Source organism: Paenibacillus phytohabitans (assembly GCF_013141775.1).
Lineage (GTDB): Bacteria > Bacillota > Bacilli > Paenibacillales > Paenibacillaceae > Paenibacillus_AQ > Paenibacillus_AQ phytohabitans.
In genome coordinates, this window is record NZ_WHOB01000062.1 from 212958 (window position 1) to 239024 (window position 26067).

The 26067-nt window shown below is 54.3% G+C and carries 19 protein-coding genes and 1 other annotated feature; of the genes, 16 read left to right on the top strand and 3 right to left on the bottom strand.

Annotated elements, in window-relative coordinates; all coding sequences use genetic code 11:
* Positions 1-44 precede the first annotated feature (44 nt).
* A complete protein-coding gene (locus GC101_RS21280) occupies positions 45-2708 on the bottom strand; it encodes a hypothetical protein (RefSeq protein ID WP_171718877.1) in 2664 nt (887 codons plus the stop codon).
* A gap of 271 nt (positions 2709-2979) precedes the next feature.
* Positions 2980-3267: a binding site (T-box leader), on the top strand.
* A 58-nt stretch (positions 3268-3325) separates the two neighbouring features.
* On the opposite strand from GC101_RS21280, the gene pheS reads away from it, so the two are divergent.
* The 11 genes from pheS (at position 3326) to GC101_RS21335 (ending at position 18722) form a co-directional block, all read left to right on the top strand.
* A complete protein-coding gene (gene pheS / locus GC101_RS21285) occupies positions 3326-4360 on the top strand; it encodes a phenylalanine--tRNA ligase subunit alpha (protein WP_171718878.1) in 1035 nt (344 codons plus the stop codon).
* A 349-nt stretch (positions 4361-4709) separates the two neighbouring features.
* Entirely contained in the window at positions 4710-7154 is a 2445-nt protein-coding gene (gene pheT, locus GC101_RS21290) for a phenylalanine--tRNA ligase subunit beta (protein WP_171718879.1), read from the top strand.
* Positions 7155-7350: 196 nt separating this feature from the next.
* Positions 7351-9522 carry a cell division protein ZapA gene (locus tag GC101_RS21295; protein WP_171718880.1) on the top strand — a complete coding sequence of 724 codons (2172 nt, stop codon included), beginning with the start codon at positions 7351-7353 and terminating at the stop codon, positions 9520-9522.
* A 277-nt stretch (positions 9523-9799) separates the two neighbouring features.
* Positions 9800-10120, top strand: a complete 321-nt coding sequence (locus tag GC101_RS21300) for a hypothetical protein (protein WP_171718881.1) — start codon at positions 9800-9802, stop codon at positions 10118-10120.
* 480 nt (positions 10121-10600) lie between these two features.
* Complete coding sequence (locus GC101_RS21305; RefSeq protein WP_246354454.1) at positions 10601-11593, top strand: sugar-binding protein; 993 nt, start codon at positions 10601-10603, stop codon at positions 11591-11593.
* Entirely contained in the window at positions 11590-13023 is a 1434-nt protein-coding gene (locus tag GC101_RS21310; RefSeq protein WP_171718882.1) for a sensor histidine kinase, read from the top strand. The genes GC101_RS21305 and GC101_RS21310 overlap by 4 nt, the downstream gene beginning before the upstream one ends.
* A gap of 29 nt (positions 13024-13052) precedes the next feature.
* Positions 13053-14633 (top strand): helix-turn-helix domain-containing protein, encoded by a 1581-nt coding sequence (locus tag GC101_RS21315; protein ID WP_171718883.1) that lies wholly within the window; start codon positions 13053-13055, stop codon positions 14631-14633.
* Positions 14634-14674: 41 nt separating this feature from the next.
* Entirely contained in the window at positions 14675-14842 is a 168-nt protein-coding gene (locus GC101_RS21320) for a hypothetical protein (RefSeq protein ID WP_156118572.1), read from the top strand.
* A 29-nt stretch (positions 14843-14871) separates the two neighbouring features.
* Entirely contained in the window at positions 14872-15927 is a 1056-nt protein-coding gene (xylF, locus tag GC101_RS21325; protein ID WP_042140901.1) for a D-xylose ABC transporter substrate-binding protein, read from the top strand.
* Positions 15928-16014: 87 nt separating this feature from the next.
* Positions 16015-17526, top strand: coding sequence for a xylose ABC transporter ATP-binding protein (locus GC101_RS21330; RefSeq protein ID WP_171718884.1), 1512 nt, complete (start codon positions 16015-16017; stop codon positions 17524-17526).
* A gap of 2 nt (positions 17527-17528) precedes the next feature.
* Positions 17529-18722, top strand: coding sequence for a sugar ABC transporter permease (locus GC101_RS21335; RefSeq protein WP_171718885.1), 1194 nt, complete (start codon positions 17529-17531; stop codon positions 18720-18722).
* Positions 18723-18838: 116 nt separating this feature from the next.
* Here the strand turns inward: GC101_RS21335 and GC101_RS21340 are convergent, their stop codons facing one another.
* Positions 18839-19231, bottom strand: coding sequence for a cupredoxin domain-containing protein (locus tag GC101_RS21340; protein WP_171718886.1), 393 nt, complete (start codon positions 19229-19231; stop codon positions 18839-18841).
* Between the two features lie 311 nt (positions 19232-19542).
* Here GC101_RS21340 and GC101_RS21345 point away from each other — a divergent pair, with 311 nt between their 5' ends.
* The gene (locus GC101_RS21345) at positions 19543-20598 is read left to right on the top strand and encodes a GGDEF domain-containing protein (RefSeq protein WP_171718887.1); all 1056 of its coding nucleotides are present in this window, start codon (positions 19543-19545) and stop codon (positions 20596-20598) included.
* 120 nt (positions 20599-20718) lie between these two features.
* On the opposite strand, the gene GC101_RS21350 is transcribed toward GC101_RS21345, so the two are convergent.
* Entirely contained in the window at positions 20719-21066 is a 348-nt protein-coding gene (locus tag GC101_RS21350) for a phage holin family protein (protein ID WP_039308415.1), read from the bottom strand.
* A 152-nt stretch (positions 21067-21218) separates the two neighbouring features.
* Here GC101_RS21350 and GC101_RS21355 point away from each other — a divergent pair, with 152 nt between their 5' ends.
* The 4 genes from GC101_RS21355 to GC101_RS21370 all read left to right on the top strand — a co-directional run bounded on the left by GC101_RS21355 (position 21219) and on the right by GC101_RS21370 (position 26014).
* Positions 21219-23585 (top strand): endonuclease MutS2, encoded by a 2367-nt coding sequence (locus GC101_RS21355; RefSeq protein WP_171718888.1) that lies wholly within the window; start codon positions 21219-21221, stop codon positions 23583-23585.
* Positions 23586-23609: 24 nt separating this feature from the next.
* On the top strand, positions 23610-24029 hold the full coding sequence (locus GC101_RS21360; protein ID WP_039308413.1) for a DUF350 domain-containing protein: 420 nt from the start codon (positions 23610-23612) through the stop codon (positions 24027-24029).
* Between the two features lie 137 nt (positions 24030-24166).
* Positions 24167-24715: a hypothetical protein gene (locus GC101_RS21365; RefSeq protein ID WP_171718889.1), complete on the top strand. Its 549-nt coding sequence runs from the start codon at positions 24167-24169 to the stop codon at positions 24713-24715.
* 78 nt (positions 24716-24793) lie between these two features.
* Positions 24794-26014, top strand: coding sequence for an MFS transporter (locus GC101_RS21370; protein WP_171718890.1), 1221 nt, complete (start codon positions 24794-24796; stop codon positions 26012-26014).
* Positions 26015-26067 lie beyond the last annotated feature (53 nt).

The window sequence follows — 26067 nt, forward strand, 5'->3', positions numbered from 1 at the left end:
CATCTTACTCAAATAATATAAGGGGCCAGTTGTACCTGAGAATCTTAAGAACCGCTTGCTTCGGTGCTGCCATTGCCTGCGGCCGCTGTAGTGCCGGTATCCGTAGTTGAAGCTGCTTTGGTCACAACATCGACGGAGTAGACCTGTCCGCCAAGCTCTGTCCGCTGGCCTTGGAATTCGTCGTACAGAGTGAGCTTGTAAGTGCCTCCGCTTAAGTTCTTGAACAGTGAGTTGGTAATGGTCGTTGTGTAGGAGCCATAAGTTCCTACTGCCAAATCCGTTCCAAGGGACAGCGTTTTCTCGAAATATTGTCCATACGGGTCAGTAATGTGCAGAATCAGCTTATGGTCGAATGCTCCCATCTGGTAAGTTGTATCCCGCGAGAGATTGTAGTTAAATGCCAATGCAAGACTGGTGGTGCCTGATGTAATGGTGCCTGTGGAATTTGATATGGCCAGCGTGTAAGGATACAGGGACACAGAAGTCAGGTTACCGGCAGGCGTAGGCACCACAGGAGCCAGAGTCAGTGCTGATGTATTCACATAAGCTGTAGCCGCGGTTCCGGCTGAAGTCAGCTTACCGTCTGCAATCTCCTGGCTGACATACAGCTGGAGGCCGTTTGTGTCCACGGCAGCTGGTATATTAGCCCAGAAGGTAACCAGAGTCTTGCCTGCAGGACTTGTGGAACTCTCCGACTGGATCGCAGTTGCCTCGAAATACTGTCCGTCTGCGGTTTTGAATTGTCCATACAGCCGGGAGAGGTCAGTCTGCCGGGTTTCTTCACTGTTCATTTCTACTTCACTGTATATGAGGTTATTGCTGGTTCCGCTGTATACAAGGGTTGAACGTTCCTTCACGCTGGCTTTTTTACCGGTCGATGTAATCTTGAACGATTCACCCACAGCCAGAGGCGTAATACCGCTGCTAAGCCCGTCCGTAGTGCCAAGAGAGAGGAACTGGGTAGTGCTGGTGCCGGAAGTCTCTTGAAGAATAATCTGGGCCAGGCTGAAATCAAGCGTATAAGGCACATGAGCAAGAACCGAGACCTGCGTGCTGGCTCCAGGCGCAAGAACCGTGCTGGTACTCTCCGTATATAGCTGTGAGGACGAGCTCAAATCCGTCTGGTCCACTTTCAGAACACCGGTAAGTGCAGGCAGAGTAATTGTTTTGGAGGAATGATTGCTGATGGTGACCTTAGCCTGTACGATATCTTCGCTGCCCCATGGCAGACGCTGCAGGGAATTCAGTGTGACGCCGAAGGTGCCGTAGCTGTTGGTAATGCTGTTCTCTGTAGTGATATGAGTGTTGCCCGCCAGGGAATAAGGGATTTTGAAATAGGCTACAGGCAGTATTACTTTACTTGAACTGGTGCTGGTCTCACTGCTGCCATTGCTGCCATTGCTGCCGTTGCTACTGGTGCTACTGGTGCTGCTGGTGCTGGTGCTGCTGCCCGCAGGGGCAACCATTTGCAGTTCGAGCGTATCCTGAGCCAGCTCAAGCGGAACGCTGGCGGTTAGTTCAATCAGCTTTTCTTCCAGCGGCTTTAAGGTAAGGGAGCTGAACGCAGTCGTTGTTACCGGGAAGGTATAACCTTCAGAGGATTTGACAGCAAGCTCATACGCAGGCAAAGTCACTGCTTTGGTGCCGGCATTTTTAAGGGTGAGCTGATAACTCCATACGGCATTGCCATTGTCTGCATGCACACTTGCGTCCGCGAGCTTCATGTCTACAATATTGCTGTCGATGGAGATCTTCTTGGTATAGCCGGCCGCTACGGTGAAATCAGCTGTACCCGCAGCAGGAAGGGAATAGGAGGAGACCGGAAGATAGAGCTTCAGCCCTTCATCCAGCTTGGCGATCTGCAGCGTCATCTTGGTGACGTTCATGTAGGATGGAATCTCAGTCATATAGTAGAGCGTCTTCTTCTCCTGAGGCTGAATCTTGTATTCAGAGCTGCTGTCATCCAGCGTGAGCGTGAAGGTAGAGCCGCCCGAGGATTTCAGGTATAGGCTGTAGCCCGGGTCGGTGAGCACTTTGGTGCCCAGATTCGTGATACTGAGTCCAACCTTGGCATAGACCTTGCCGTTATATTTGTAGATTTGTGCAGACTCAGCCTTGGTGTTGACCGGAATGCTGCCGAGTTCAACTTTACGGGTCTCACCGGTAAGGGAGGACAGCGAATAATTAGAAGGAATGGTGAACGTGCCGATGCGCTGTTCATAATTGGCGGCACTGAAATTCCAGCCGTACATGTTGATTTTGAGCCCTTTGGCCGAGGCGGCTGTTCCGATATTCGCATAATATGTAATGCTGGTGCTCTGCTTAGCAGCGATCTTTTTGACAGCACTGTCTGCGCTGACCGGGATTCCCTTAATGATGCTGCCGCCGGCAGTCACGATTTTGGAGAAATAATTGACCATATTGACGCTGCTGCTTGCATTGTTAGTATAGGTGAGTGTATAAGTAAGAATATTTCCGCCGGTTTGGCTCTGAATGCCTACATTGCCCAGCTTCACACTAAGCGTGGTGCCGAGCTTGATTGCGCTGAGGCCTGTAAGACTGGAGACTTCCGTTACTGTGGCAGCTGTTTTGGCAGTGGTTGTACTGGCCGAGGCAGCAAACGCCGTGGTTCCCGCGATCCCCGCGAGTTGACTTGCAGCAAATGTACTGAGTAACAGCAGAACAAATGCCTTTCTTCGTTTAAGCATGAAATTCCCTCCCTGTATAAAAGCCGATACTATCCAAAAGCCGCCCTGTTCTAATGAGGACAGCCAGGCTTATCTCAAAAGGGAAAATATCAAAATTGGCTGAACGTTCGCTGAAAAAAAGCCCCCAAAACCGCGCTGAAGCTTAAAGGAAGCTTAAAGGAAGATAAAAATTAACCTAAAATTGTGCAACTTGTCAAAAGCGCCGTTATTGCATATAATAAATAGACATATCTTCCGAACTGGAAGATCGAGTATATTTGACACAATCCGCATAAATGCATTGATGGAGAAGAGTACGCAGTGCCTGACTTACAGGGAGGAAGCGCCGCAGATTGAGAGCGTTTCTAAGAGAGCAGAGCTGCCGAAGTTCACTCCGGAGCAGTTCCCTGAATTCCATTCAAGGCTTCCTTGAGGGACACAGTAGGGGATACCGGCCGCAGACCGTTATTTCTGTTAAAGTGAGACAGGTCTCCGCCGGTCCGAAAGAGGGAATATTGCTCTTAAGGGAAGCGTCGCAGCCGTCTAACAAGGGTGGTACCACGGTCTTTTCGTCCCTTTACCGGGAGGAAAGGCCTTTTTTTGTTGACAATACGAGATTTAAGGGGGCAGTACAAGGCATGAAAGAGAAATTGGAAGCATTGAAGGCCGAGGCATTGGCTAAGCTGCAGGAGGTAACCGATCCGCAGATTCTGAATGATTTGCGCGTCAAATACCTTGGCAAAAAAGGTGAGCTTACGGAGGTTCTGCGCGGTATGGGCGGACTCAGTGCGGAAGAACGCCCGGTGATCGGCCAGGTGGCCAATCTGGTGCGCAGTGCCATTGAAGAGGTAATCGGCACGAAGCAGGAAATCTTCCAGCAGCAGGAGACACAGAACCGCCTGAATGCGGAGAAGGTCGATGTGTCGCTGCCGGGCCGCGGCCTGCCGCAAGGTGGTATTCATCCGCTGAACCGCGTAATTCAGGAGATTGAGGATATTTTCATCGGCATGGGCTACCGGATTGAAGAAGGTCCGGAAGTAGAGACAGACTACTATAACTTCGAGGCTCTGAATCTGCCGAAGAACCATCCGGCCCGCGATATGCAGGATTCCTTCTATTTAACAGAAGATCTTCTGATGCGCACACAGACTTCTCCGGTGCAGGTCCGCACCATGCAGGCTATGAAGGGCGAAACGCCGGTCAAAATCATCTGTCCGGGCAAAGTATTCCGCCGTGATGACGACGATGCGACCCACTCCTTCCAGTTCCATCAGATTGAAGGCCTGGTTATCGGCCGCAATATCCGCATGAGCGACCTGAAGGGCACCCTGCTGCAGTTCATGAAGGAAATGTTCGGTCCTACAGCAGGCATCCGCCTGCGTCCGAGCTTCTTCCCGTTCACCGAGCCGAGTGTTGAGGTAGACGTGAGCTGCTTCAAATGCGGCGGAGAAGGCTGCCGTCTCTGCAAGCAGAGCGGCTGGCTGGAAATCCTCGGTGCCGGCATGGTACATCCGAATGTGCTGCGGATGGGCGGCTACGACCCTGAGATCTACAGCGGCTTCGCTTTCGGCGTAGGTGCGGAACGGATCGCGATGCTGAAGTACGGCATCGATGACATCCGCTACTTCTACACGAATGATATGGGCTTTGTGAAGCAGTTCAAGGGGATTTAGAGATTTGGCGGGTGTGCGGGGTGTGTGGGATTGGATATTGGCAAGCCGGATGGATGACGGCTGTTCTATAGAATTGACTGTAATAGAAGGACCGGAGGGGAATTTTGGAACTGTAGGAGCGGTAGCGTCCGCCTTTGTCACCGGATTTCAACCGCGAAAAGCGGTATAAATGAAGAAATCTGGGGACAACAGCGGCCGGAAGTCCAAATATTCTCTGTAGGAACACTGCTATACAGGAATTTTAATAGAACGAAGTTGGCATCGTGGCTTGTTCCTTATCCGTTTCCGCAAGCCAAGCATAGGGCGGCATGGAGATAAATACATCTGAAACAAAAGGAAGTGTGCGAAAATGAAAGTATCAACCGCCTGGCTGGCTGATTATATATCGCTGGACGGGGTGACCGCTGATGAACTTGCGGACAAAATCACTACCGCCGGCATTGAGATTGACGGAGTTGAACGCCGTAACAAAGGGATTTCCGGAATCGTAACCGGCTATGTGAAATCCAAAGAGAAGCATCCGGACGCCGACAAGCTAAATATTTGCATCGTGGATGCCGGACAGGGCGAGGATCTGCAGATTGTCTGCGGTGCCAAGAATGTCGCAGCGGGACAGAAGGTTCCGGTCGCACTGGTTGGCGCTAAGCTGCCCGGACTGGAAATCAAGAAAGCCAAGCTGCGCGGCGTGCTGTCGCAGGGGATGATCTGCTCGGCCAAAGAGTTGGGGCTGAACGACAAGCTGCTGCCCAAAGAGCTGCAGGAAGGCATTCTCGTATTGCCTGAGAATACGGAAGTCGGCCAGGATATTCTGAAGGTGCTTGGCCTGAACGATGAGATCCTGGATTTCGACCTGACGCCTAACCGCTCCGACTGTCTGAGCATGATCGGTGCTGCTTATGAAGTGAGCGCAATTCTGGGCCGTGACCTGCAGCTGGCAGATCCGGCGGCAGAGCTTGTGGAAGCAGGCGGACGGGCAGCGGATTCCATCACTGTCAATATTGAAAAGGAAGAATACTGCAGCCATTATGCAGTGCGTTATATTGCCGGAGTGAAGACAGCTCCATCCCCGCTGTGGATTCAGAACCGCCTGATGGCGGCCGGGGTACGCCCTATCAACAACATCGTCGATATTACCAACTATGTGATGCTGGAATACGGACAGCCGCTGCATGCGTTTGACGGCGATCAGCTGGCAGGCGGAACAATTGGTGTGCGGTTCGCCCGTGAAGGCGAGCTGCTGACAACACTTGACGGCCAGGAGCGCAAGCTGGAGCCGCAGATGCTTGTCATCGCTGACGGGTCAGGAGCTATCGGCCTGGCTGGCGTTATGGGCGGATTATCGACTGAGGTTACAGCAAATACCGTCAATATCGTATTGGAATCCGCCAAATTCGACGGCGGGACTGTACGCAAGACCTCGCGTCAGCTGGGTCTGCGTTCTGAAGCTTCCCAGCGCTTCGAGAAGGAAGTCGATCCGAATGCTGTCATTCCTGCACTTAACCGTGCAGCTGCTCTAATCGCCCGCTATGCTAGCGGCTCTGTGCATGAAGGTATTGTTCAGGCAGGCAGTGCCTCTGCTGAGGAGAAAGTACTGACCCTGTCACTGGAGAAGCTGAATCAATATCTGGGTACCGAGCTGTCTTTGCTGGAAGTGAAGACCCTGTTCGGCCGTCTGCACTTCAAGTGCGGTGATGCTGCCCAGGGAATCGTTGAAGTTCAGGTTCCCACGCGGCGCGGCGATATCAGCTATGATGTGGATCTCATAGAAGAGATTGCCCGCCTGTACGGATATGACAACATCCCGACAACCCTAATTGAAGGGACTACTACACCGGGGGCACTCACCAGAGAGCAGTTCCTGCGCCGTGAGCTCCGCCGCCTGCTGGCTCTTGGCGGGTATCAGGAGGTTATGGGGTATTCCTTCATCCAGCCGGAACAGAGCAAGCTCTTCCCGGCACTTGCGGACGGCAAGCTCTCCGTGAAGCTGGCGATGCCGATGAGTGAGGAACGCAGCGTGCTGCGTACCAGCCTTCTGCCGCAGCTGCTGGACATTGCCCTCTATAACACCAACCGCCGTCAAGGCGATCTGGCGCTGTTCGAAATCGGCAATGTTTTCTTCACTGATGAAGAAGTGCTTACCCGCCAGCCCGGTGAACTGCCGGTACTTGGACTGCTGCTGAGCGGTACACGTGCTGCCAAGCAGTGGAATGTAGCGGCCGAGCCTGTAGATTTCTTCGATCTTAAGGGGGCGCTTGAAACTGTATTTGCCCACCTTGGCCTTACGGACCGCATAATCTATGAAGGGGATGCTCCTGAAGGCTACCATCCGGGACGCTCTGCTTCGGTCTACCTGCTGCAGGCTGAAGGCCGCGATAAGATCGGTACCATCGGACAGCTGCATCCGGAACTTCAGCGCCAGATGGATCTGGAGGATACTTATGTAGCTGAAGTGCTGCTACAGCCGCTATATGATGCGGCGCGTGCCCAACTACAGTACAGTGAGCTTCACCGCTTCCCTGGTATGGAGCGGGATATAGCGGTAGTTGTAGACGCAGAAGTTCCTGCAGGGCACCTGATAGCTTCCATCCGTGAACATGGCGGAACACTGCTGCAGAATGTGCAAGTGTTCGATGTCTACACCGGCGGCAAAATGGAAGCAGGAAAGAAGAGCGTAGCCCTCTCGCTGCTGTACCGTCATACGGACCGTACACTTACCGATGAAGAGGTTGTGGAAGTGCATGACAGAGTCGTTTCTGCCCTGGAGCAAACTTTTGGCGCAGAATTAAGAAAATAGCAGGAATTGTGCAAAGCCGCAGCGAATCCATTTAGAAACCGATTCGCTGCGGCTTTGCTGTACCCTTGTGAAGTACGGAGTCCGGTTTAAATCTATGAAATGAACACGTTTTTTTGCCAAAGGTTAAGGAATAACGCTACAATAGCAGTAAGGAAATCAGCTTAGAATCCGCACACATACAAAGGAGGGCACAACTGTGGCTATGGACCGGACTCGTGTCGCCGTGGAGATATACGGAACTTCCTATAAACTTGTCGGAAGCAGCACTGAATATATGAAGCAGGTTGCCCGTTATGTCGATGAGCATATGCGTGCAATATCCAAATCACATTCCAGACTGGATACCCCGCGGATCGCGGTGCTTGCAGCTGTACATATGGCAGAGCAGGCTATCCAGGTTCAGGATTTCAAGAATGAATTGAATATGCTGACCGGTGAACGTACCGAGTTGCGCGTCGAGGTATCACGCCTTCAAGAGGCGCAGCGCGAACGGCAGGAAGAATACGAGAAGCTTGAAGCGGCTGCCAAGGAAGAAGCGGCGCGGCTGATTGCCGCCGTGGAAGAAGAACGCGCAAGGCATCTGGAGCTGCAGGAGCAGGAGCGCCAGATGCACGTACAGCTGCTGGAGGAAGAGAAGCAGGCTGCTGCTTCCAGCCGCGGGCAGCTGACAGATGAACTGCAGGCGCGCGAAGCAGAGCTGAAAGCGCTGCGGGAGACTTATGAAGCAGAGCAGGCTGCAAGCCGCGAAGCTGCAAGACAGGAGCTGGAAGCGGCTGAAGCGTTACGGCTGCAGCAGCTTGAAGAGCTGAAGGCTGCTCATCTGCAGGAGCTGGAGCAGCTCCAGGAGACACTAACCCGTGAGAAAGCGGAGACGTTGGCAGGTCTGGAGCAGGAGCTGATTCAGACCCGGGAGTCTATGGGCAGTGAGATTGTTGAGATCCGTACTACCTTGAGCAAGGAGCTCGCCGATACCAAGGCAGCGCTCACCAGTGAGCTCAGCGGAGAGCGGGAAGCGTTTGAGAAGGAGCTGGCCAAGAATAAGGAGCTGCGGCAATCCCAGGGGACGCAGGAGCACAGGCACAAGCAGCAGCTTCAGGAGCTGGAGAAGCAGCTTGGTGAGTTGCGCGGCGGAACCGGGCAGCTACAGTCCCGGCTGCGCGCGGCGGAAGCCGGGCTCAAGGGCGAGCGCGATGCGCGCCTGACGCTGCTCGCGCAGTACGAAGCTGTGCTGAAGCGGGAAGAGCAGCTTGGCGAAGAGCTGCGCCTTGCGGCAGAGCAGGGGCAGCAGCATAGCGCAGAGCTGGAAGAAGTGCGCCAGCATTACGTCCAGGCGCAGGATGAAGCAGCTGGGCTTAACCGTGCACTGCAGGAAACAGCGGACAAGCTAAGTGCGGCGCTGGAAGAACTGCAGACTGCCAATGAGCTCAGCGGTCTGCTGAATGATGAGCTGGAGGGGCTGCGTCAGCGTTATGAGCTGACGCAGGAAGAAGCTGCGTCTCTCCGCAAAACTCTGCGGGAGACGACGGATAATCTGAGCCGGACACAGGCGGAATTTGACCGTACCGCGCTCGAAGCCAGCTCCTGGCAGGAGCTGGCGAACAAGCATATGGAGGATATCGGCGAGCTGGAGATGAATCTTCTGGAAGCCGGCGAGAAATCGGCAGCGCTGCAGCGTGAAGTCGAGACCCTCCGCGGACAGGCGGATGGAATGGTGCAGCAGCTTGACCTGGAGGCCCAGCTTCGTGCTGAGGCGGAGCAGGAAGCTGCCCTTCAGCAGGAAGCGGCAGAGGCAGCCCGTAAGGAACTGGCGGCGCTGCGCGGCCGCTACGAAGAGCTGATCGCCCAGTATGATGAAATTCTGCAGGATGGCGAACAGCTGAAGGAACGTTATGAGCTGCTGGAAGCTGAAGGCGAGGAAGCTGCGCGGCGTCTGGAAGAGCTCTACGAGGCGGGCCGCGAAGCTGCCGCAGCGGCGGCGGAGCAGCAGGAAGCGCTCCGCGAGACCAGGGAGTACGAAGCTTCATGGAAGCAGAAGTACGAAGAGCTGCAGCAGCGCGAGCAGCAGTGGAGCGAGCAGGAGGCGAAGCTGCGTGAGGAGATTGAGATCTGGCAGCAGGAAGCCGGGGACGCTGAAGCCCAGGCGGAATCCGTGAGCCGCTCGCGCAGCGAGACTGCGCAGCAGCTTGGGGAGATCGGCGAGAGCTACGAGCTCGTCCAGGGCCAGTTGCGCCTGGTTCAGGCCCAGTTCGAGCTGCAGCAGGGTGAGCTGGACAAGCTCTCCCAGGAGCACCGCAGCCTGCAGGCGGAATATGCCAAGCTGCAGAGTGAATATAATGAATGGATTCAACTGATCGAACAGGACAGTTGAATGGCGGATGCATTAACGAAAGAGCTGTTTTAAGCAGGAGACTGCTTGGAACGGCTCTTTTGCTGTTTAGGGGGGAGTCCCACCGAGTCCACCTGAAGTGAATGGTAAGGAGAATCAAAGCAACCTTGATTTCTTCAGAAGCGGACCAAAGGGCGGGAATGAAGAGCCAAAGTGCACCTGAATCCGCAAGTAGTGGGCGGCAGGCAGAGTAGATGAGCCGAATGTATTCGAAAAACCGAATACAATGCGCCTCCGAGCGAGTAGATGAGCCGAGTGTATGCGAAAAACCGAGTTCAATGTGCGTCCGAGAAAGCAGATGAGCCGAATGTATGCGAAAAACCGAATACAATGTGCGTCCGAGAGCGTAGACGAGCCGAATGTATGGGAAAAACCGAGTACAATTAAAGGGATAAATCCCTCTGAATCCGCCGAAAGTGGGCGACATGAGGAAATTAAAGGGAAAAATCCCTCTAACTCCGCCAAAAGTGGGCGACATGGTGAAATTAAAGGGATAAATCCCTTTGAATCCGCCGAAAGTGAGCGGCATGGGGAAATTAAAGGGAAAAATCCCTCTGAACCCGCCCAAAGTGGGCAGTAGGAGTAAATGAGGGGCACTAGTGCCCCTGAACCCGCCCAAAGTGGGCAGTAGGAGTAAATGAGGAGCACTAGTGCCCCTGAATCCGCCGAAAGCGGGCATCAGGCGGGAATGAAGAGCAGAAGTGCCCCTGAATCCGCCGAAAGCGGTCGACAGGAGGAAATGAGGAGCAGAAGTGCCCCTGAATCCGCCGAAAGCGCGCGGCCGGAGGAAATGAGGAGCAGAAGTGCCCCTGAATCCGCCGGAGGTGGACGGTGGAGGGGACTGAGGAAATCACAAATCCCTTTTGACTCTCGTAATGGGCAAATGGAGATAAGCCAAACACTGGTGTGCCGCTTAATTCGCCATCGGGCGGATTTGGCTGCGAATAGGCAACCTCCACAATTAATGATTCTGAATTTCTAGGTTTCACATAACAAGTTATTCATAAATTAAATATTGCAACCGTTTACAACTCGGGGTAGGATGTTGATTGAGGTGAGCATGATGGATAAAAAATGGGTCAGCGGCGCGGGGGTTATTGTGCTATTTCTGCTGCTGGCATATCTGTTTATAGACTTTGCCAATCATTCAGGCCGGATGGGCAATATTGTCAATGAATTAAGCGGGCATCCCGGCGGAGATAATACCGGCTATCATATTGTGCTGATCGAGCAGGAGCGGTACCATCCGTACTGGGAAATGGTCGAGAAGGGTGCCAAAGAGGCTGCTGCGAAATACGGAATTGATATCGAGTTCACCGGCCCGGTGCGCAATAACATGGAGGAGCAGATCAGCCTGCTGGAAAAAGCGATTGCCGCACAGGCGGATGCGATCATCGTGCAGGGGCTGAACGACGAGAAGTTTACCCCCGTAATTGATAAAGCCGTGAACCGGGGGATTCCGGTGATCACCATTGATACCGACGCTCCGGCGAGCAGGCGGCTGGCTTATGTAGGGACCGACAATGTTGCAGCCGGCGAGGCGCTGGGTCGTATGGTGGTGCAGACGACCGGCGGTAAAGGGAAGATCGGCGTGATCATCGGCAGCGAGCTGGCCAAGAATCAGGTTCAGCGTCTGAACGGCCTCAGCAATATTGTGAAAAATTACAGCGGCCTTGCAATTGTGGATGTCCGCAGCTCCAACATCTCGCATATGGAGGCAATCCAGCAGGCAGCTGATATGCTGCGGCTTCATCCGGAGATTGATGTGATGGTCGGCACCAGCTCAACCGATGCGCTGGGAGTACTGCAGGCCTCCAAGAGCCTGAAGCGTGTTCCGATGACGATTATTGGCTTCGATAACCAGGCAGAGACCCTTGCTGCCATCAGCCGCGGGGATATCACGGCCACAGTGGCACAGCAGCCTTATCTTATGGGGGCTACGGCTGTGCGGCTGCTCCATGAGCATTTTCAGGGAATGCAGCTGGAGTCCAAATACTTCACCGGCGTGAAGGTGCTGGACAAGTCTAATGTGCAGGAGGGAGAGAGCCTATGAGTATCCGCCATAAGCTGCTCATCTGCATTCCGCTGCTTGTGCTGCTGATGAGCTCGGTCTCTTTTGTGCTTTTTGAGAGCGGAAAGAATGTGCAGGAGAGCTACCATCTGATGATGAACCGGATCATGCTGTACAAGGAAGTATCCTATGAGGTAGGAGAGAATATGCGCTCCCTGAACCGTTTCATTATGCAGGTGGACGCGGACAGCTTCCCGGAGGTGCAGAAGCATCTGAGCGCTGTGCAGGAGCTGCGGGCGAAGCTGGACGGAATGGCGACCATCGGGGGAAGCGGCCTTCCGCTGATGAACTACAGCCATATCATTGATACGTTTCTGGAGCAGGCCGGGCAGATGATTACAGAGATCGACGGGCAGGACTCCAACACGCTGGCCGGTGCCTATATCGAGGCGGAGCAGACGCAGCGGTTCATCCGCGAGGAGGCACAGGAGCTGGTTGACCTGGAACTGGACCAGTACAAGCCGATCTATGCGGAGATCATGTCCACGACGGCCAAGCTGAACCGGCTGGGGAGCCTGCTGGTAATTACCGCTGCGCTGCTTAGTATCTGTATGGCGATCTGGCTGTCCGGGAGCATCACAGGACCTATCCGCCGCCTCGTAGCCACCGCCAAGCAGATCTCCAAGGGGAGGATGGATACGAAAGCGCCGGAGAGTGTTAACAACGATGAGATCAGCATCCTGTGCCGGGCTTTTAACGGAATGATCGATAATATCCAGGAGCTGATGAAGGAGAATATCAAGAGCGTGGAGAAGGACCGGCTGGTCAAGGAGCTGGAGCTGAAAATGCTGCAGAGCCAGATCAATCCGCATTTTCTGTTCAACACACTGAACTCCATCGCCAAGCTGGCGTATCTGGAAGGAGCGGCAAGGACCAGTGATCTGACTGTATCGGTATCCCGCCTGCTCCGGTATAACCTGCAGAAGCTTGACCAGGCTGTACCGCTGCGCGAGGAAGTAGAGCATGTGAACGAGTATATTAACATTCAGCGGGCCCGCTTCCGTGACCGGATCGCTTTTGAGATGGATATTGATGAGCAGGCGCTCGGCGGAATGATTCCCTGCCTGACCCTTCAGCCGATCTTCGAGAATGCTTTTGTCCACGGGCTGGAGCAAATGGAGGAGGGGGCGGTGCTGTCACTGTCGATCCGCTACCGCAGCGGACTTGTAGAGATTGAGATCAGCGATAACGGAGTGGGCATGAACCGGGAGACCGTAGCCAGGCTAATGGGATCGATTCAGCAGGAAGCTCCGTATTTCAGCGGCAAAGGCCAGTCTACCGGACTGGGGACACATAATGTATTCAAACGGCTGCATCTGTTCTTTGACGGACAGCAGCTGATCGAGATTGACAGCAGTGAAGGGCAGGGGACGGCGGTGCTGTTCAAAGTACCCTTCCGCCCGTCTGCCTGAGCCGCAGCTGAGAAAGGAGATGGATTACGATGTACAGACTGCTGATCGCCGATGATGAGGCGCTGGAACGGGAAGGGCTGGAGCTGATGATCCGCCATATTTTCCCGGATGGTTTTGAATTTCTGCATGCCGAGAACGGACGGAAGGCCATTCAGCTCGCGGAGGAGCACCGGCCTGATATTATCTTCATGGACATTAAGATGCCGGGCATTCAGGGACTGGAGGCCGTACGGCAGATTCTCACCAAGCTCCCTTCCGCGCAGATCGTGATGATTACCGCTCATGATTACTTCTCCTATGCCAAGGAGGGGCTGCTGCTGGGCGTGCGGGATTATCTGCTGAAGCCGGCCAGACGGGACGAAGTGGCGGATGTGCTGAAGCAGCTGATGGCGGTGATCCAGGAGGAGAAGCGGCGCAGGAATGAGCAACTGGAGCTGCAGGAGAAGCTGGCCCATCTGCTTCCGCTGGCCGAGAACGAGCTGACAATGATGCTCATGCTGGAGCATGTGCAGGACCTGGAGCTGGAACAAGTGGCTGGTCTGCTGGAGCTGCAGTGGGCCAAAGGCTACGCGATGGTGCTGTCATTCCCGAGGCATTCTAGCTCAGCTTGGGAAGAATTCCAGCAGGGCAAGCGGGAGATCTATGAGGCGGTCAAGCAGTTTGCCAGAGCAGGGCTCGGCTGCCTGTCCGGGCCGCTGATCGGGCATCAGCTGGCGTTGTTTATCCCCTTGCCGCCGGGGCGGACCGGTTACTCACAGCGCGTCAGCTCCATGGATTGGGGGGAGCGGCTCCGCAGTCTGATGGAGCAGCGGTTCGGTCTGCCGGTCAGCATAGGCATCGGCTCGATCCGTGAAGGCTGGGACGGGCTTAGCCGATCCTACCGGGAAGCGGTCCGTGTCTGTGCGGATCACCATGATTCCTTCAGCGTGCACCACTATGATGATATCATCCAAAGCTCCGGGCAGACGGCCGTATCCCTGGATGAGGAGAAGCGGCTGCTGGATGCCCTGCTGCAGCGCAGCAAGCAGGAAGCCGTAGAACGCTTCGGAATTCTGTATGCCGCTTTCGAGCAAGGCGGCGGGCGGCCGCTGCCCGAAGTGCGGGGAGAGGTGACCGGGCTCCTGCTGTTCCTCGCCAGAGGCGTTCACTCCGCAGCCGGAGCGGAGATCCTGGCCTCCTTGCATACAGCGGAGGATCCCATATCGCTAAGGCTGAGTGCTGAATCCTGGCTGGAGCGGCTGATCCACAATCTGGAGCAGGAACAGGAGCATAACCGTTCCCATGTCCATCAGCGGGCGCTGCTCTACATCAGCCAGAAATATAAAGAAGACATATCAATGGAGCAGACGGCTGAATATGTGAATTTAAGCCCGCATTATTTCAGCAAATTGTTCCGGCAGCATGCGGGCGAAACCTTCATTGATTACGTCACACGGCTAAGAATCAACGAAGCGAAGCGCCTGATCACCGGAGATCAGCTGAACCTCAAGGAGATTTGTTACGAGGTAGGCTATAAGGACCCGAATTACTTCAGCAGGGTCTTCAAAAAAGCGGCCGGCATGACGCCAAGCGAATTCCGGCAGCAGCATGAGAAGCAGGGTCCTTGCTGACAGAGCAAGGACTTTTTTGTGCTCCGGCCCCGGATAATCCTATGAAAGCGGCCGGGAAGAATTACATTACAGGAGAGGAGGACGGAATGCAGGCGGAGAGCAAGAAAGTGCTGGGAATAGCGGCTCCTGCGGCGGATGATCCATGCTACACTTTTTTTGTAAGCGCAATCAAATATGCGGCTAATGAAAAGGGGCGAAGGGCAGAGTGAGAAAATACGGAAGAGCAATTTCACTGGGGATGGCAGCGTTAGTGCTGGCAGCGTCAATGGCGGGCTGTGGGGTGGTCTCAAACGGTGATAATCAGAAGAAGGAGACATCAGGCGCAGCGAAGGACGGGGACAAAATTGTCATCGGCATGTCGATGGATACCTTGAAGGAGGAGCGCTGGCAGAAGGACCGGGATATCTTTACGGCAAAAGTGGAGGAGCTTGGCGGTGAAGTGAAGGTGCTGGCTGCAAACGGCGATGATGCTACCCAGTTAAGCCAGGCGGAACAGCTGATCTCCCAGGGTGTGGATGTGCTTGTGGTTATTGCCCATAACGCGGAAGCAACGGCTCCGATCGTAGAGAAGGCTCACAAGGAAGGCATCAAGGTCATTGCCTATGACCGCCTGATCAATAATGCCGAGGTAGACTATTATATTTCGTTTGATAACGTGCGTGTCGGAGAGTTCCAGGCTCAGGCGGTCATTGATAAGGCTCCTAAAGGCAATATCGTCTATATCGGCGGTGCCGATACGGATAACAACGCCCATATGTTCAAAGAAGGGGCGATGAATATTCTGAAGCCTCTTGAAGAGAAAGGCGACATTAAGATTGTCTACGACCAGTTCTCCAAGGACTGGAAGCCGGAAGAGGCGCTGAAAAATATGGAGAATGCGCTGACCGCGAACAATAATGATGTTCAAGGTGTGGTAGCAGCCAATGACGGGACTGCAGGCGGTTCGATCCAGGCGCTCACGGCTCAGGGTATGGCCGGTAAAATACCGGTATCCGGCCAGGATGCTGACCTTGCTGCGGTACAGCGCATCGCCGAAGGCACGCAGCTGATGACAGTCTATAAACCGATCAACGCGATTGCAACGAAAGCTGCGGAAATGGCAATAGCAGCTGCCAAAGGCGAAAGTATTTCGACGGAAAAATCAGTTAACAACGGTAAAATTGATGTTCCTTCTGTGCTGCTCGATCCGCTAGCGGTCAATAAGGATAACCTGGACGTACTGATCAAGGACGGCTTCCACAAGCTTGAGGATGTCTACAAGAACGTTCCGAAGGACCAGTGGCCGAAACAATAAGGGCGGCCTGTCGTCAAGCAGATGCGGCGCCTGTGGCGTTACCGCATCTGCTTGCAGGTTTAAGGGCCGGAAGGAGGAGCGGAAGGCATGAATGTACTTGAAATGGTAGAGATCAGCAAGACATTCCCCGGTGTTAAGGCGCTGGACCATGTGAACTTCAAGGTCAGGCAAGGGGAGATTCACGCCTTATGCGGCGAGAACGGCGCTGGTAAATCCACGCTGATGAAGGTATTGAGCGGACTATACCCTGCAGGGACATACGGCGGGGAAATCCTGATCAATGGGGAGAAAAAGTCTTTTCATAGAATAACGGATGCGGAGAAGGCCGGTATCGCGATTATTCACCAGGAGCTGGCACTCGTGAAGGAAATGACAGTCGGAGAGAATATTTTCCTGGGAGCTGAACCGGTCAGACGTGGGGCCATCCAGTGGAATGAGCTCTATCATCAGGCTTCGCTATGGCTGAAGAAGGTCGGGCTGAATCTGTCTCCGGACACGAAGATCGGCAATCTCGGCATCGGCCAGCAGCAGCTGGTCGAGATCGCCAAGGCACTCTCCAAGCATACCAAGATTCTCATTCTGGATGAACCGACGGCAGCTCTGACCGAGAGCGAGGTGTCTATCCTGATGGGCATTCTGAACCAGCTGCGGCGCGAAGGGGTAACCTGTGTCTATATTTCACACAAAATGCCTGAAGTGTTCGCACTGGCTGATTCGATCACCGTGCTGCGGGACGGGCGGACGGTAGCTACACTTGACCGCAGTGAGACAGATGACGACCAGATTGTATCCCTAATGGTTGGCCGTGAACTCACGGAGCGGTATCCGCGCGTGGAGCATTCGCCTGGGGAGAAGGTGCTTGAGGTCAGAGATTATAATGTATGGCACCCGGAGAAGCGCCAGCAGAAGGTGCTCCGCGATATTGAATTCAGCCTTCGTCAAGGTGAGATACTGGGTATTGCCGGTCTGATGGGCGCCGGACGTACGGAGCTTGTAAGCAGCCTCTTCGGTGCCTATGGGGGCCGGGCCGAAGGAACGGTGCTGATTGAAGGCAAGGCCATTAAGATCCGTTCCATAGCCGAGGCGATCAAGGCGGGCATTGCCCTGGTCACGGAAGACCGTAAGCGCCAGGGGCTGGTCATGGGGATGGATGTCAAGCGTAACACCACTTTAGCCACACTGGGCAAAGTCGCAAGGCTGGGGGTCATCAATGAGAATGAGGAAATTAAGTGGGCAGACCGGTACGTGCAGGATCTGAAGACGAAAACAGCTTCGCTGGAGACGCTGGTAGGTACACTGTCCGGGGGGAACCAGCAGAAGGTGGTTATCGGCAAGTGGCTGATGTCAGATCCCAAAATCCTGATTATGGACGAACCTACCCGGGGCATCGACGTCGGGGCGAAGTACGAAATATATAATTTGATGAATCAGCTGGTAGAGCAGGGCGTTGCCATTATTATGATTTCCTCGGAGCTTCCGGAGGTACTGGGCATGAGCGACCGGATTCTGGTGATGTGTGAAGGGCAGTTCGTACGGGAATATGATTGGCGGGAAGCGACGCAGGAGAATATTATGCTGGCCGCTACGGGAGGTAGATAGAGATGCAGCTGCAAAAAGAGCTTAGGGAACCTGAAGCGGTTCCGGATGCCGGGGGATCGCGCTTACGCGGCTTGTTCGGTAAAATGGATATGCGTGCCTATACGATGGTGGGTGCATTAATACTGATCTGGGTGCTGTTCGGAGTACTGAATCCGACCTTCTTGACTTCGCGGAATCTGTCCAATCTGTTCACGCAGATGTCGGTGACCTCCATTCTGGCCATCGGCATGGTGCTGGTCATTGTGGCAGGGCACATCGATCTGTCTGTCGGCTCCATCGTCGGACTGACCGGCGGCATGGCAGCTATTCTCAGCAACTGGCTGGAGCTGCCGGCTATTGTAGTCATTCTTGGCACACTGGCCGCAGGTGCGGTACTGGGTCTGATTCAGGGCTGGCTGGTGGCGTATAAAATGATCCCCGCCTTCATTGTCACCCTCGGGGGAATGATGGTGTTCCGCGGGGTGCTGATGGGCGTGACCGAGTCGATGACCATTCCGGTATCCGACCCGGTGCTGGCCTTGCTCGGCAATGCTTATTTTGCCCCGGGCTTCGGGATCATCCTTGGTGTGATCGCAGTAGGACTGCTGCTCTGGAGTGCGTTCAATAAACGCCGTTCCCGCAGGAAATACGGCTTCGAAATCGCCCCGCTGGGCCTGGACGTCGCCAAGGTGGCCGGACTTGCCCTGCTGGTGGTGGCTTTTGTAGCCGTGATGAACAATTACAAGGGCATTCCGTTCCCGATTATTTTCGTAATTGTCCTGGCGGTCATCTTCTATTTCCTGTCAACCAAGACGACCTTCGGCCGTCATATCTATGCAATAGGGGGCAACATTGAGGCGGCACGCCTCTCCGGTATTAACATCAAGCGCAAATCCATGCTGATCTTCGTGCTGAGCGGACTGCTGGGCTCGATCGCCGCCATCGTGCTGACCTCACGCCTGGCCTCGGCTACCATCACCGCCGGTAATATGGCTGAGATGGATGCTATCGCCGCTTGCGTCATTGGCGGCACTTCACTGATGGGCGGAGCCGGCACAGTTATCGGTGCCATTATCGGAGCGCTGGTGATGACTTCGCTTGATAACGGAATGTCGCTGATGGGACTGGAATCCTTCTGGCAGTATGTCGTCAAAGGCTCCATTCTGGTCATTGCCGTCTGGCTGGATATTTCCAATCGCAGCAAGGGTGTGAGATAACCGCAGCTCCAGCAGGGTAAACAATTTCAGCAGAACAGCTAAACAGCCGGTTAAGGACAAGGGGACTGAGTCCCATGTTGACCTTGACCGGCTGTTTGCTGTGCCTATAGAGCCGCTTATTCGACGATAATCTTGGCGCTCATTCCGCTGTGGCCGGAGCCGCACATGATCGCGCAGGTGACCTCGAAGGTTCCTGCCTCCTCGGGGAGAATCACCTTGGAGGAATCTTTGGCGTCCAGCCGCAGCTTCATCTCAGGCACAAGAATGCCGTGGTTGCCGCTCTCGTTTTTGAAGATGATTTTGACAGGTACGCCCTTCTTCAAGTGGTATTCTTTCTGGTCAAAGCTGTAGTTGGTTGCTGTAATGACGATTTCTTCTTCCGCCGTAAGATTGGTGTCAGCAGCCTGGCTGTTAGCGCTGTCAGAATTGCTGCTGCCCCCGCCGGCTCCGCAAGCCGTAAGCAGTAGTGCAAATACAATAGAACAAAGAATAGCCGCCTTCCTGATCATAAGCATCCTCCTAAAAGGTTCGTGATGAATTGTGATAACAGATGACATTAGCATAGCTCAAATCCTGAAAGTTGTCTTGGATAATCTGTGAGGATTTGTTTGACCGGAAGCTGACTCCAAACTTTGTCGAAAATTGCAAAAATATGATGCAAAAACAATTAAAATTTATTATAATTAAAGCTATTATAATTTTAACTTTTATATTATTTGGTTAGAAGTAGGGGATCCACATTATTTTAGCCCACGAATCGCAAAGTTCGGAGAAATGGCACCGCAGAATATTAACCGGATACTGGATTATTGTGCTCTGTATGCTGGCAGCCCAATTTATTTTTATGCTGTCCTCCCATTCCACTGAGACTAAGACCATCCTCATCCCCAGTAAGGGCCACTTGTTCATCGCCTGTAATCTGATGATCATTATAGCTATGGCTTCCGCCGAGATTTGGCTGCGTATGATGCAGCATTATCATAAGCAGGCCGTTGTGATCTGCGGGTTCATCGTTTCTTATCTGATGTATTTTGTGCTGGAGCCTTTTGTAGATGGTGCCCAGATGACACTTATGATGCCGATTATGATTGCCCTGATCTATTTCGACCAGCGGCTGCTATACTATCTCGGGGTATTCAGCACGCTATTCTATAGCGGGATTTATTTCGGGCTGGAGCGGCCGCTGCTGGACAAACCGCTGCTGGAGTTTCTGATGGTGGAATGTGTGTTTATTGTGTTCGCCGTGATGGCGCAGGCTGTCATTGTCAGGGCCCGTGAGACCCGCGAATATCTGGAGCAGTTGACCAAGTCGGAGCAGGGGCTGATGGTGGAACGGGCGATTTCCGACAAGCTGCTGAAGATCGATGCGCTTACGGGCCTGTACAATCACAAAACCTTTCATGAATATCTGGATTCGCTGCTGGAGCAGTGCGAGAGCAACGGGCTGAGGCTGCAGCTGGCGCTGTTTGATATCGACAACTTCAAGCGTGTTAATGATACGTACGGACACTGGGTTGGCGATCTCGTGCTTAAGGAGGTGGCAGCGAAGGTGAATGGTCTGATCGGGCTGAATGATTTCGCGGCGAGATACGGCGGGGAAGAGTTCGCGGTGATTTTTACGGATAAAAGCTTTCCGGAAGCCTATGCTGCCGTCGAGGAGATGCGGGTAGGTATAGCCGCTATGGAGCATCCGTATGCCGGAGGCAAGCCGATTACGGTCAGTATCGGATTCTGCGATTATCAGCTGGGGGACGGCAAGGAAATGCTGTTCCGCAAGACGGACGAAGCGCTGTACAGCGCCAAGCGGGGCGGTAAAAATGCTGTCGTTACGGCTGCTGTCACCCAAGGCGATGATCCGGTTGTGTCCTATGCGTAATTTTTAGTTATAAAAATTTTTTAATTACAAAAAACCCCCAGTATCCGGTATAATCCGGGGATTGGGGGTTTCGTTGTACGCTGAAACGGATACCGTCCCCTAAGGATGGTTCAGCCGTTTCTACTTGGCCGCTTCAAACGGAGTGGATACCGGCAGGAAGAGGTCGATAATACCAATGACCAGGGCTGCGAGCAGCGCTCCGAGAATGGTGACACTGACTCCGCTCACAATGAACTGGGCAATCCAGATCACCAGGGCACTGACCAGGAAGCCGACGATACCGCGGCCGAAGGGTGTTGTTTTTTTGCCGAAAATGCCTTCAACCACCCAGCCGAGCAGAGCGATAACCAGCGCAAGCACAAGCGCGCTCCAGAACCCCCCGACCGTGAATTGCGGGACAATCCAGCCGACCACCATCAGAACGATTGCCGCGACCACGAAACGTACCACATGACCTAAGAATCTCACCTAACTAACCTCCTTTGGCGTTCGCGTAAGGATATGTGCGTTGTTATTGTGGCCCACAGCCGCTTTTCTATGCCCAGAAATCATACCCAAATAGCGAAAATGGGCTAAATTAGGTATAATGTAACCATCTATGAAGGGAGCTGTGACAGTAATTGGACGACAAAATTTTGCATACGCTTGAATATCGCAAGATTTTAAATAAATTGATGCAGTATACGCAGACACCGATGGGACGGCTGACCGCCGAATCGCTGAAGCCCTCCGGGGATTTCGAAGGAGTGAAGCTGCTTCTGCAGGCTACGGATGAGGCTGCTAATGTTGACCGGCTGAAGGGAATACCTTCCTTCCGCGGTGTGACTGACATCAAGCCCGCCCTGAAACGCGCTTCGATCGGCGGAATGCTGGGTACCACTGAACTGCTCTCTGTCGGCAACACGATCGGCGGAGCCCGCAGAGTGAAGCGGTTCCTCGGGGCGATGCACGAGGATGAGAAGATCCCTACCCTCTTCGCCCATAGCGATCTGCTCTCGGAGCAGAAGCATGTGGAGGACGCCATCCGCCTGTGTATCGACGAGAATGCGGATGTCATGGATTCGGCCAGTACAGAGCTGGCCTCCATCCGCCGGGAGCTGCGCGGCGGCGAGACCCGCATCCGCGAGAAGCTGGATTCCATGATCCGCTCGTCTTCGGTATCGAAGATGCTGCAGGATCAGCTTGTGACGATCCGTGGTGACCGGTTTGTCATTCCGGTCAAAGCGGAGTACCGTGCCCATTTCGGCGGCATTGTTCATGATCAGTCCGGCTCCGGGGCGACGCTATTCATTGAGCCGGAATCGATTGTGGCGATGAACAATAAGCTGCGCGAGACACGGCTGCGCGAGGAGCGGGAGATCGAGATCATCCTGCACCGCCTGACGGCACTTGTCGGCGATATTGCCGAAGAGATGGCTTATGATATCGATATTCTCGGCGAACTCGATTTCATCTTCGCCAAAGCGCGCCTGGCACGCGACATGAAGGCTACCCAGCCGCGTATGAATGACCGCGGCTACCTGCGCCTGCGTAAAGGGCGCCATCCGCTCATTCCCGCAGAGCAGGTCGTGCCGCTGGATGTGGAGCTGGGCAACCAGTACAGCTCGATTATCGTGACCGGCCCGAACACCGGCGGTAAGACGGTTACCCTGAAGACCATCGGCCTCCTCAGCCTGATGTCGATGTCGGGATTGTTCATTCCGGCAGAGGAAGGCAGCCAGATGTGCGTCTTCGATGCGATCTATGCCGACATTGGCGATGAGCAGAGTATTGAGCAGAGCCTGAGTACATTCTCCAGCCATATGACCAATATCATCTCCATTCTGAAGAGAATGACGCCGAAGAGTCTGATTCTGCTCGATGAGGTTGGAGCAGGAACGGATCCGGCGGAGGGATCGGCCCTGGCGATTGCCATTCTGGAGAATATCCACCGTACAGAATGCCGGATGGTGGCAACTACGCATTACAGTGAGCTGAAGGCTTATGCGTATGAGCGCAAAGGTGTCATCAATGCCAGTATGGAGTTTGATGTGGCCAGTCTGAGTCCTACCTACCGGCTGCTGATCGGTGTGCCGGGACGAAGCAATGCGTTCGCCATTGCCGAGCGCCTCGGCCTGCCGAATGCCATTCTTGAGCATGCGCGCGGCGAAGTCAAGGAAGAAGACATGCGCGTCGAGCACATGATCGCTTCCCTGGAAGAGAACCGCCTCACCGCAGAGAATGAGCGTGAACGGGCCGAGGGCCTGCGCCGCGAAGCGGAAGAATTCCGCAAGCGGCAGCAGCTAGAGCTGGAGAAGCTGGAAGGCCAGCGCGACAAACGCCTGGAGAAGGCGGAGAAGGATGCCAGCGATATCCTCGCCAAGGCGCGTAAGGAAGCCGAGGAGATCATCAGTGACCTCCGCCGCCTGGCAATGGAGGAAGGGGCATCCGTCAAGGAGCACAAGCTGATCGAAGCGCGCCGGAGACTGGATGAAGCGGAGCCTGCACCGCGCAAGAAGGTTATTGCCCGCAGCAGCACCAAGGCGCCGCGGAAGATTCAGCCCGGGGATGAAGTCAAGGTGGCTAATGTGAATCAGAAGGGCCTTGTTGTAGAGCTGAGCGGTGCCAAGGAAGCCGTGGTACAGTTCGGCATTATGAAGATGAAGGTCAACCTTGCTGATCTGGAGTTCCTGGCCTCTGCGCCGGATGCGCCTCCGCCGGCTCTGCGCCGGGCTACGACAGTCAAGCGTACGCGGGATGAGAATGTCCGCACCGAGCTCGATCTGCGCGGGGCCAATCTGGAAGAAGCCATCATGGAGACCGACCGCTTCATCGACGAAGCGTTCCTCGGCAATCTTGGGCAGATTTCGATTATCCACGGCAAAGGCACGGGGGTATTGCGGACGGGGATACAGGAATATCTGCGTAAGCATAAGAATATCAAAAGCTACCGGCTCGGGAATTACAACGAAGGCGGCGCGGGCGTAACCGTGGCTGAACTGCAGTAGCGTCCGGCAGAAAGAGGGAGAAGTATGCAAGATAATATTGATCTTTTGCTGGATCATCCGCTGGGAGCGCTGCTCGGCTACTTCACTGTGGCCATATTGGGTCTGGTGGTATTCCTGTCCTTCTTTGAAATGGTGACTAAATACAACTGCTGGGAAGAAATCCGCAAGGGGAATGTGGCCGTAGCGATGGCAACCGGAGGCAAGATCTTCGGCATCTGCAATATTCTGCGCTTCAGCATTGAAGCGGGAGCCTCGATCTATGAGACGATGAAATGGTCGGTTGTGGGTTTCCTCCTGCTGCTGCTGGCGTACTTCCTGTTTGAATTTCTAACCCCCGTCTTTTCGATTGATGACGAGATTGCTGCGGATAACCGGGCCGTGGGACTGACAGCACTGCTGATCTCCGTTTCATTGTCCTATGTCATCGGCGCCGCTATATTTTGATTTAGGGAGCAGGGAAATATGAAGATTCTGGTTCGGGTTCTGTTCTTTTCCGCTCTGGCGTTTATAGCGGCCGGAATTATCTATTTAATGTTGCATTGAAATTGAACCTAATGTGAGGAACGAAGGAGATTATACAGATGGAAACGACAGTATGTCCTTGGTGCCATACCGAGATTGTATGGGATGAGGAGTTTGGCCCGGAGGACACTTGTCCTCATTGCAATAATGAGCTTAGCGGTTACCGCACGATTACAATAGGCGCTGACGATCTCGAAGATGAAGAGCTGGACACAGAGGACGCTTCCGATCAGGAAGAGGTCAGTGACGAGGATCTGTGGGATGACGACGGTGACAAGGATAGTGTGGTTCCCATATTTAATACCCTGGTCCAGTTCGGTGATGATTATGATCTGACGCGTTATGAGCAGAGTGTCGCCAGCTTGCTGGCCGCGCAGCTGGAAGCGCCGGAATGTCCGCAATGCCATGAGCTGATGCTTCACTCCGGCACACAGCAGGTAAGCGGATTTACCCCGGCAACGCCGGAAGCGCTGGGCGGCGGAGCCGTGCTGAAGCCGCCGTTCTCGCTGAATCTGTTCGTATGTCCTTCCTGCTTCCATGTGCAGCACAGTCTGGCACAGGAAGACCGCATTCAGCTTGTGCGCAATCTCAGCACTACACCTCAGTAAGCTTCGGATTCATGCTTTCCCTGTGATTTGGACATGTTAGTTATACATGAGGTGTCCAGAATAGCAGGGAGGTATAGCATGAGGAGGTTATTACGGAACCAGGCAGCGCTGCTGCTTGCCGTGGGCGGGCTCTACCTGCTGGCTACGGTGCTGGCAGGTACTTTTTTGAACGTGTATTTGTGGAAAAGCCGGCAGAACTTCGCCATGATCGGCTGGTTTACGGTTGCCCAGCAGCTCGCAGTCGGACTAAGCTTCTGGCTGGGCGGCAAATGGGTGAAGGAGCATAACAAAATGAATGCCCTGCGGCTGGGAATTGCCGTTTCGGGCTTTTTTTATTTGCTGGTGCTCTGGCTGCGCGGAGAAGCGGTGTATTATATCTGGCCGCTGGGACTCATTCTCGGTCTTTCCATCGGGTTCTACTGGCTGGCTTTTAATATTGTTTTCTTTGAGATTACCGAGGCGGGCAACCGCGATTTCTTCAACGGCTGGATGGGACTGCTGGGTTCGCTGACGGGCATTGTCGGTCCGTGGGTATCCGGTAGTCTAATCTCCTTGTGGCACGGGGACAAGGGCTACCGTATTGTGTTTATCCTGTCACTGTGCATCTATGGAGTGGCTGCTGTACTCAGCTTTGGGCTGGAGAAGCGGCCGCGCGGCGGAATCTACCTGTGGTTGGAGCCTTGGCGCGAGCTTAGCCGCAAGGAGAGTCCCTGGCGGCCCGCTGCGGCGGCGCTGCTGTTCCAGGGAGTACGGGAGGGCGTATTCTCGTTCCTGATCGGACTGCTGGTCTATATTGCAGCCCGTGAGGAGAGTAAGCTTGGGCAGTTCGCGCTGATTACCTCGGCAGTTTCTTTGATCAGCTACTATGCGGCCGGTAAATGGTTCAAGCCCGGAGCCCGCTTCAGGGGGATGCTGGCCGGCAGTCTGCTGCTGGCCGCTTTCATTCTGCCGCTTCTGTGGAAGGTGAATTACGCCACGCTGTTAATTATGGGGATTGGAACCTCGCTGTGCATCCCGCTCTACATGCTGCCGATGACGTCTACCAGCTTCGATCTGATGGGTGTCTCTGAAGAGAGTGCCGGCAAACGGGTGGAGCTGGTTGTGCTTAGAGAGCTGAGTCTGATGACCGGGCGGCTGATAGGCCTGCTTATATTCATTGCTGTGCTGTCGGTCAATCAGTCCCCGCAGGCTGTCACTTGGCTTATGCTGCTGCTGGGAACGGCTCCGCTGTGGGGCTGGCTGGTGCTGCGACGGTTGCTGAAGCAAGGAGCCGGGCTTAAGCATACCAAGATAACTTGAGCTCAACAGATCCGGGTGCAGGTGCTGAACCGGCTCGAATCTAGCCGGGATAA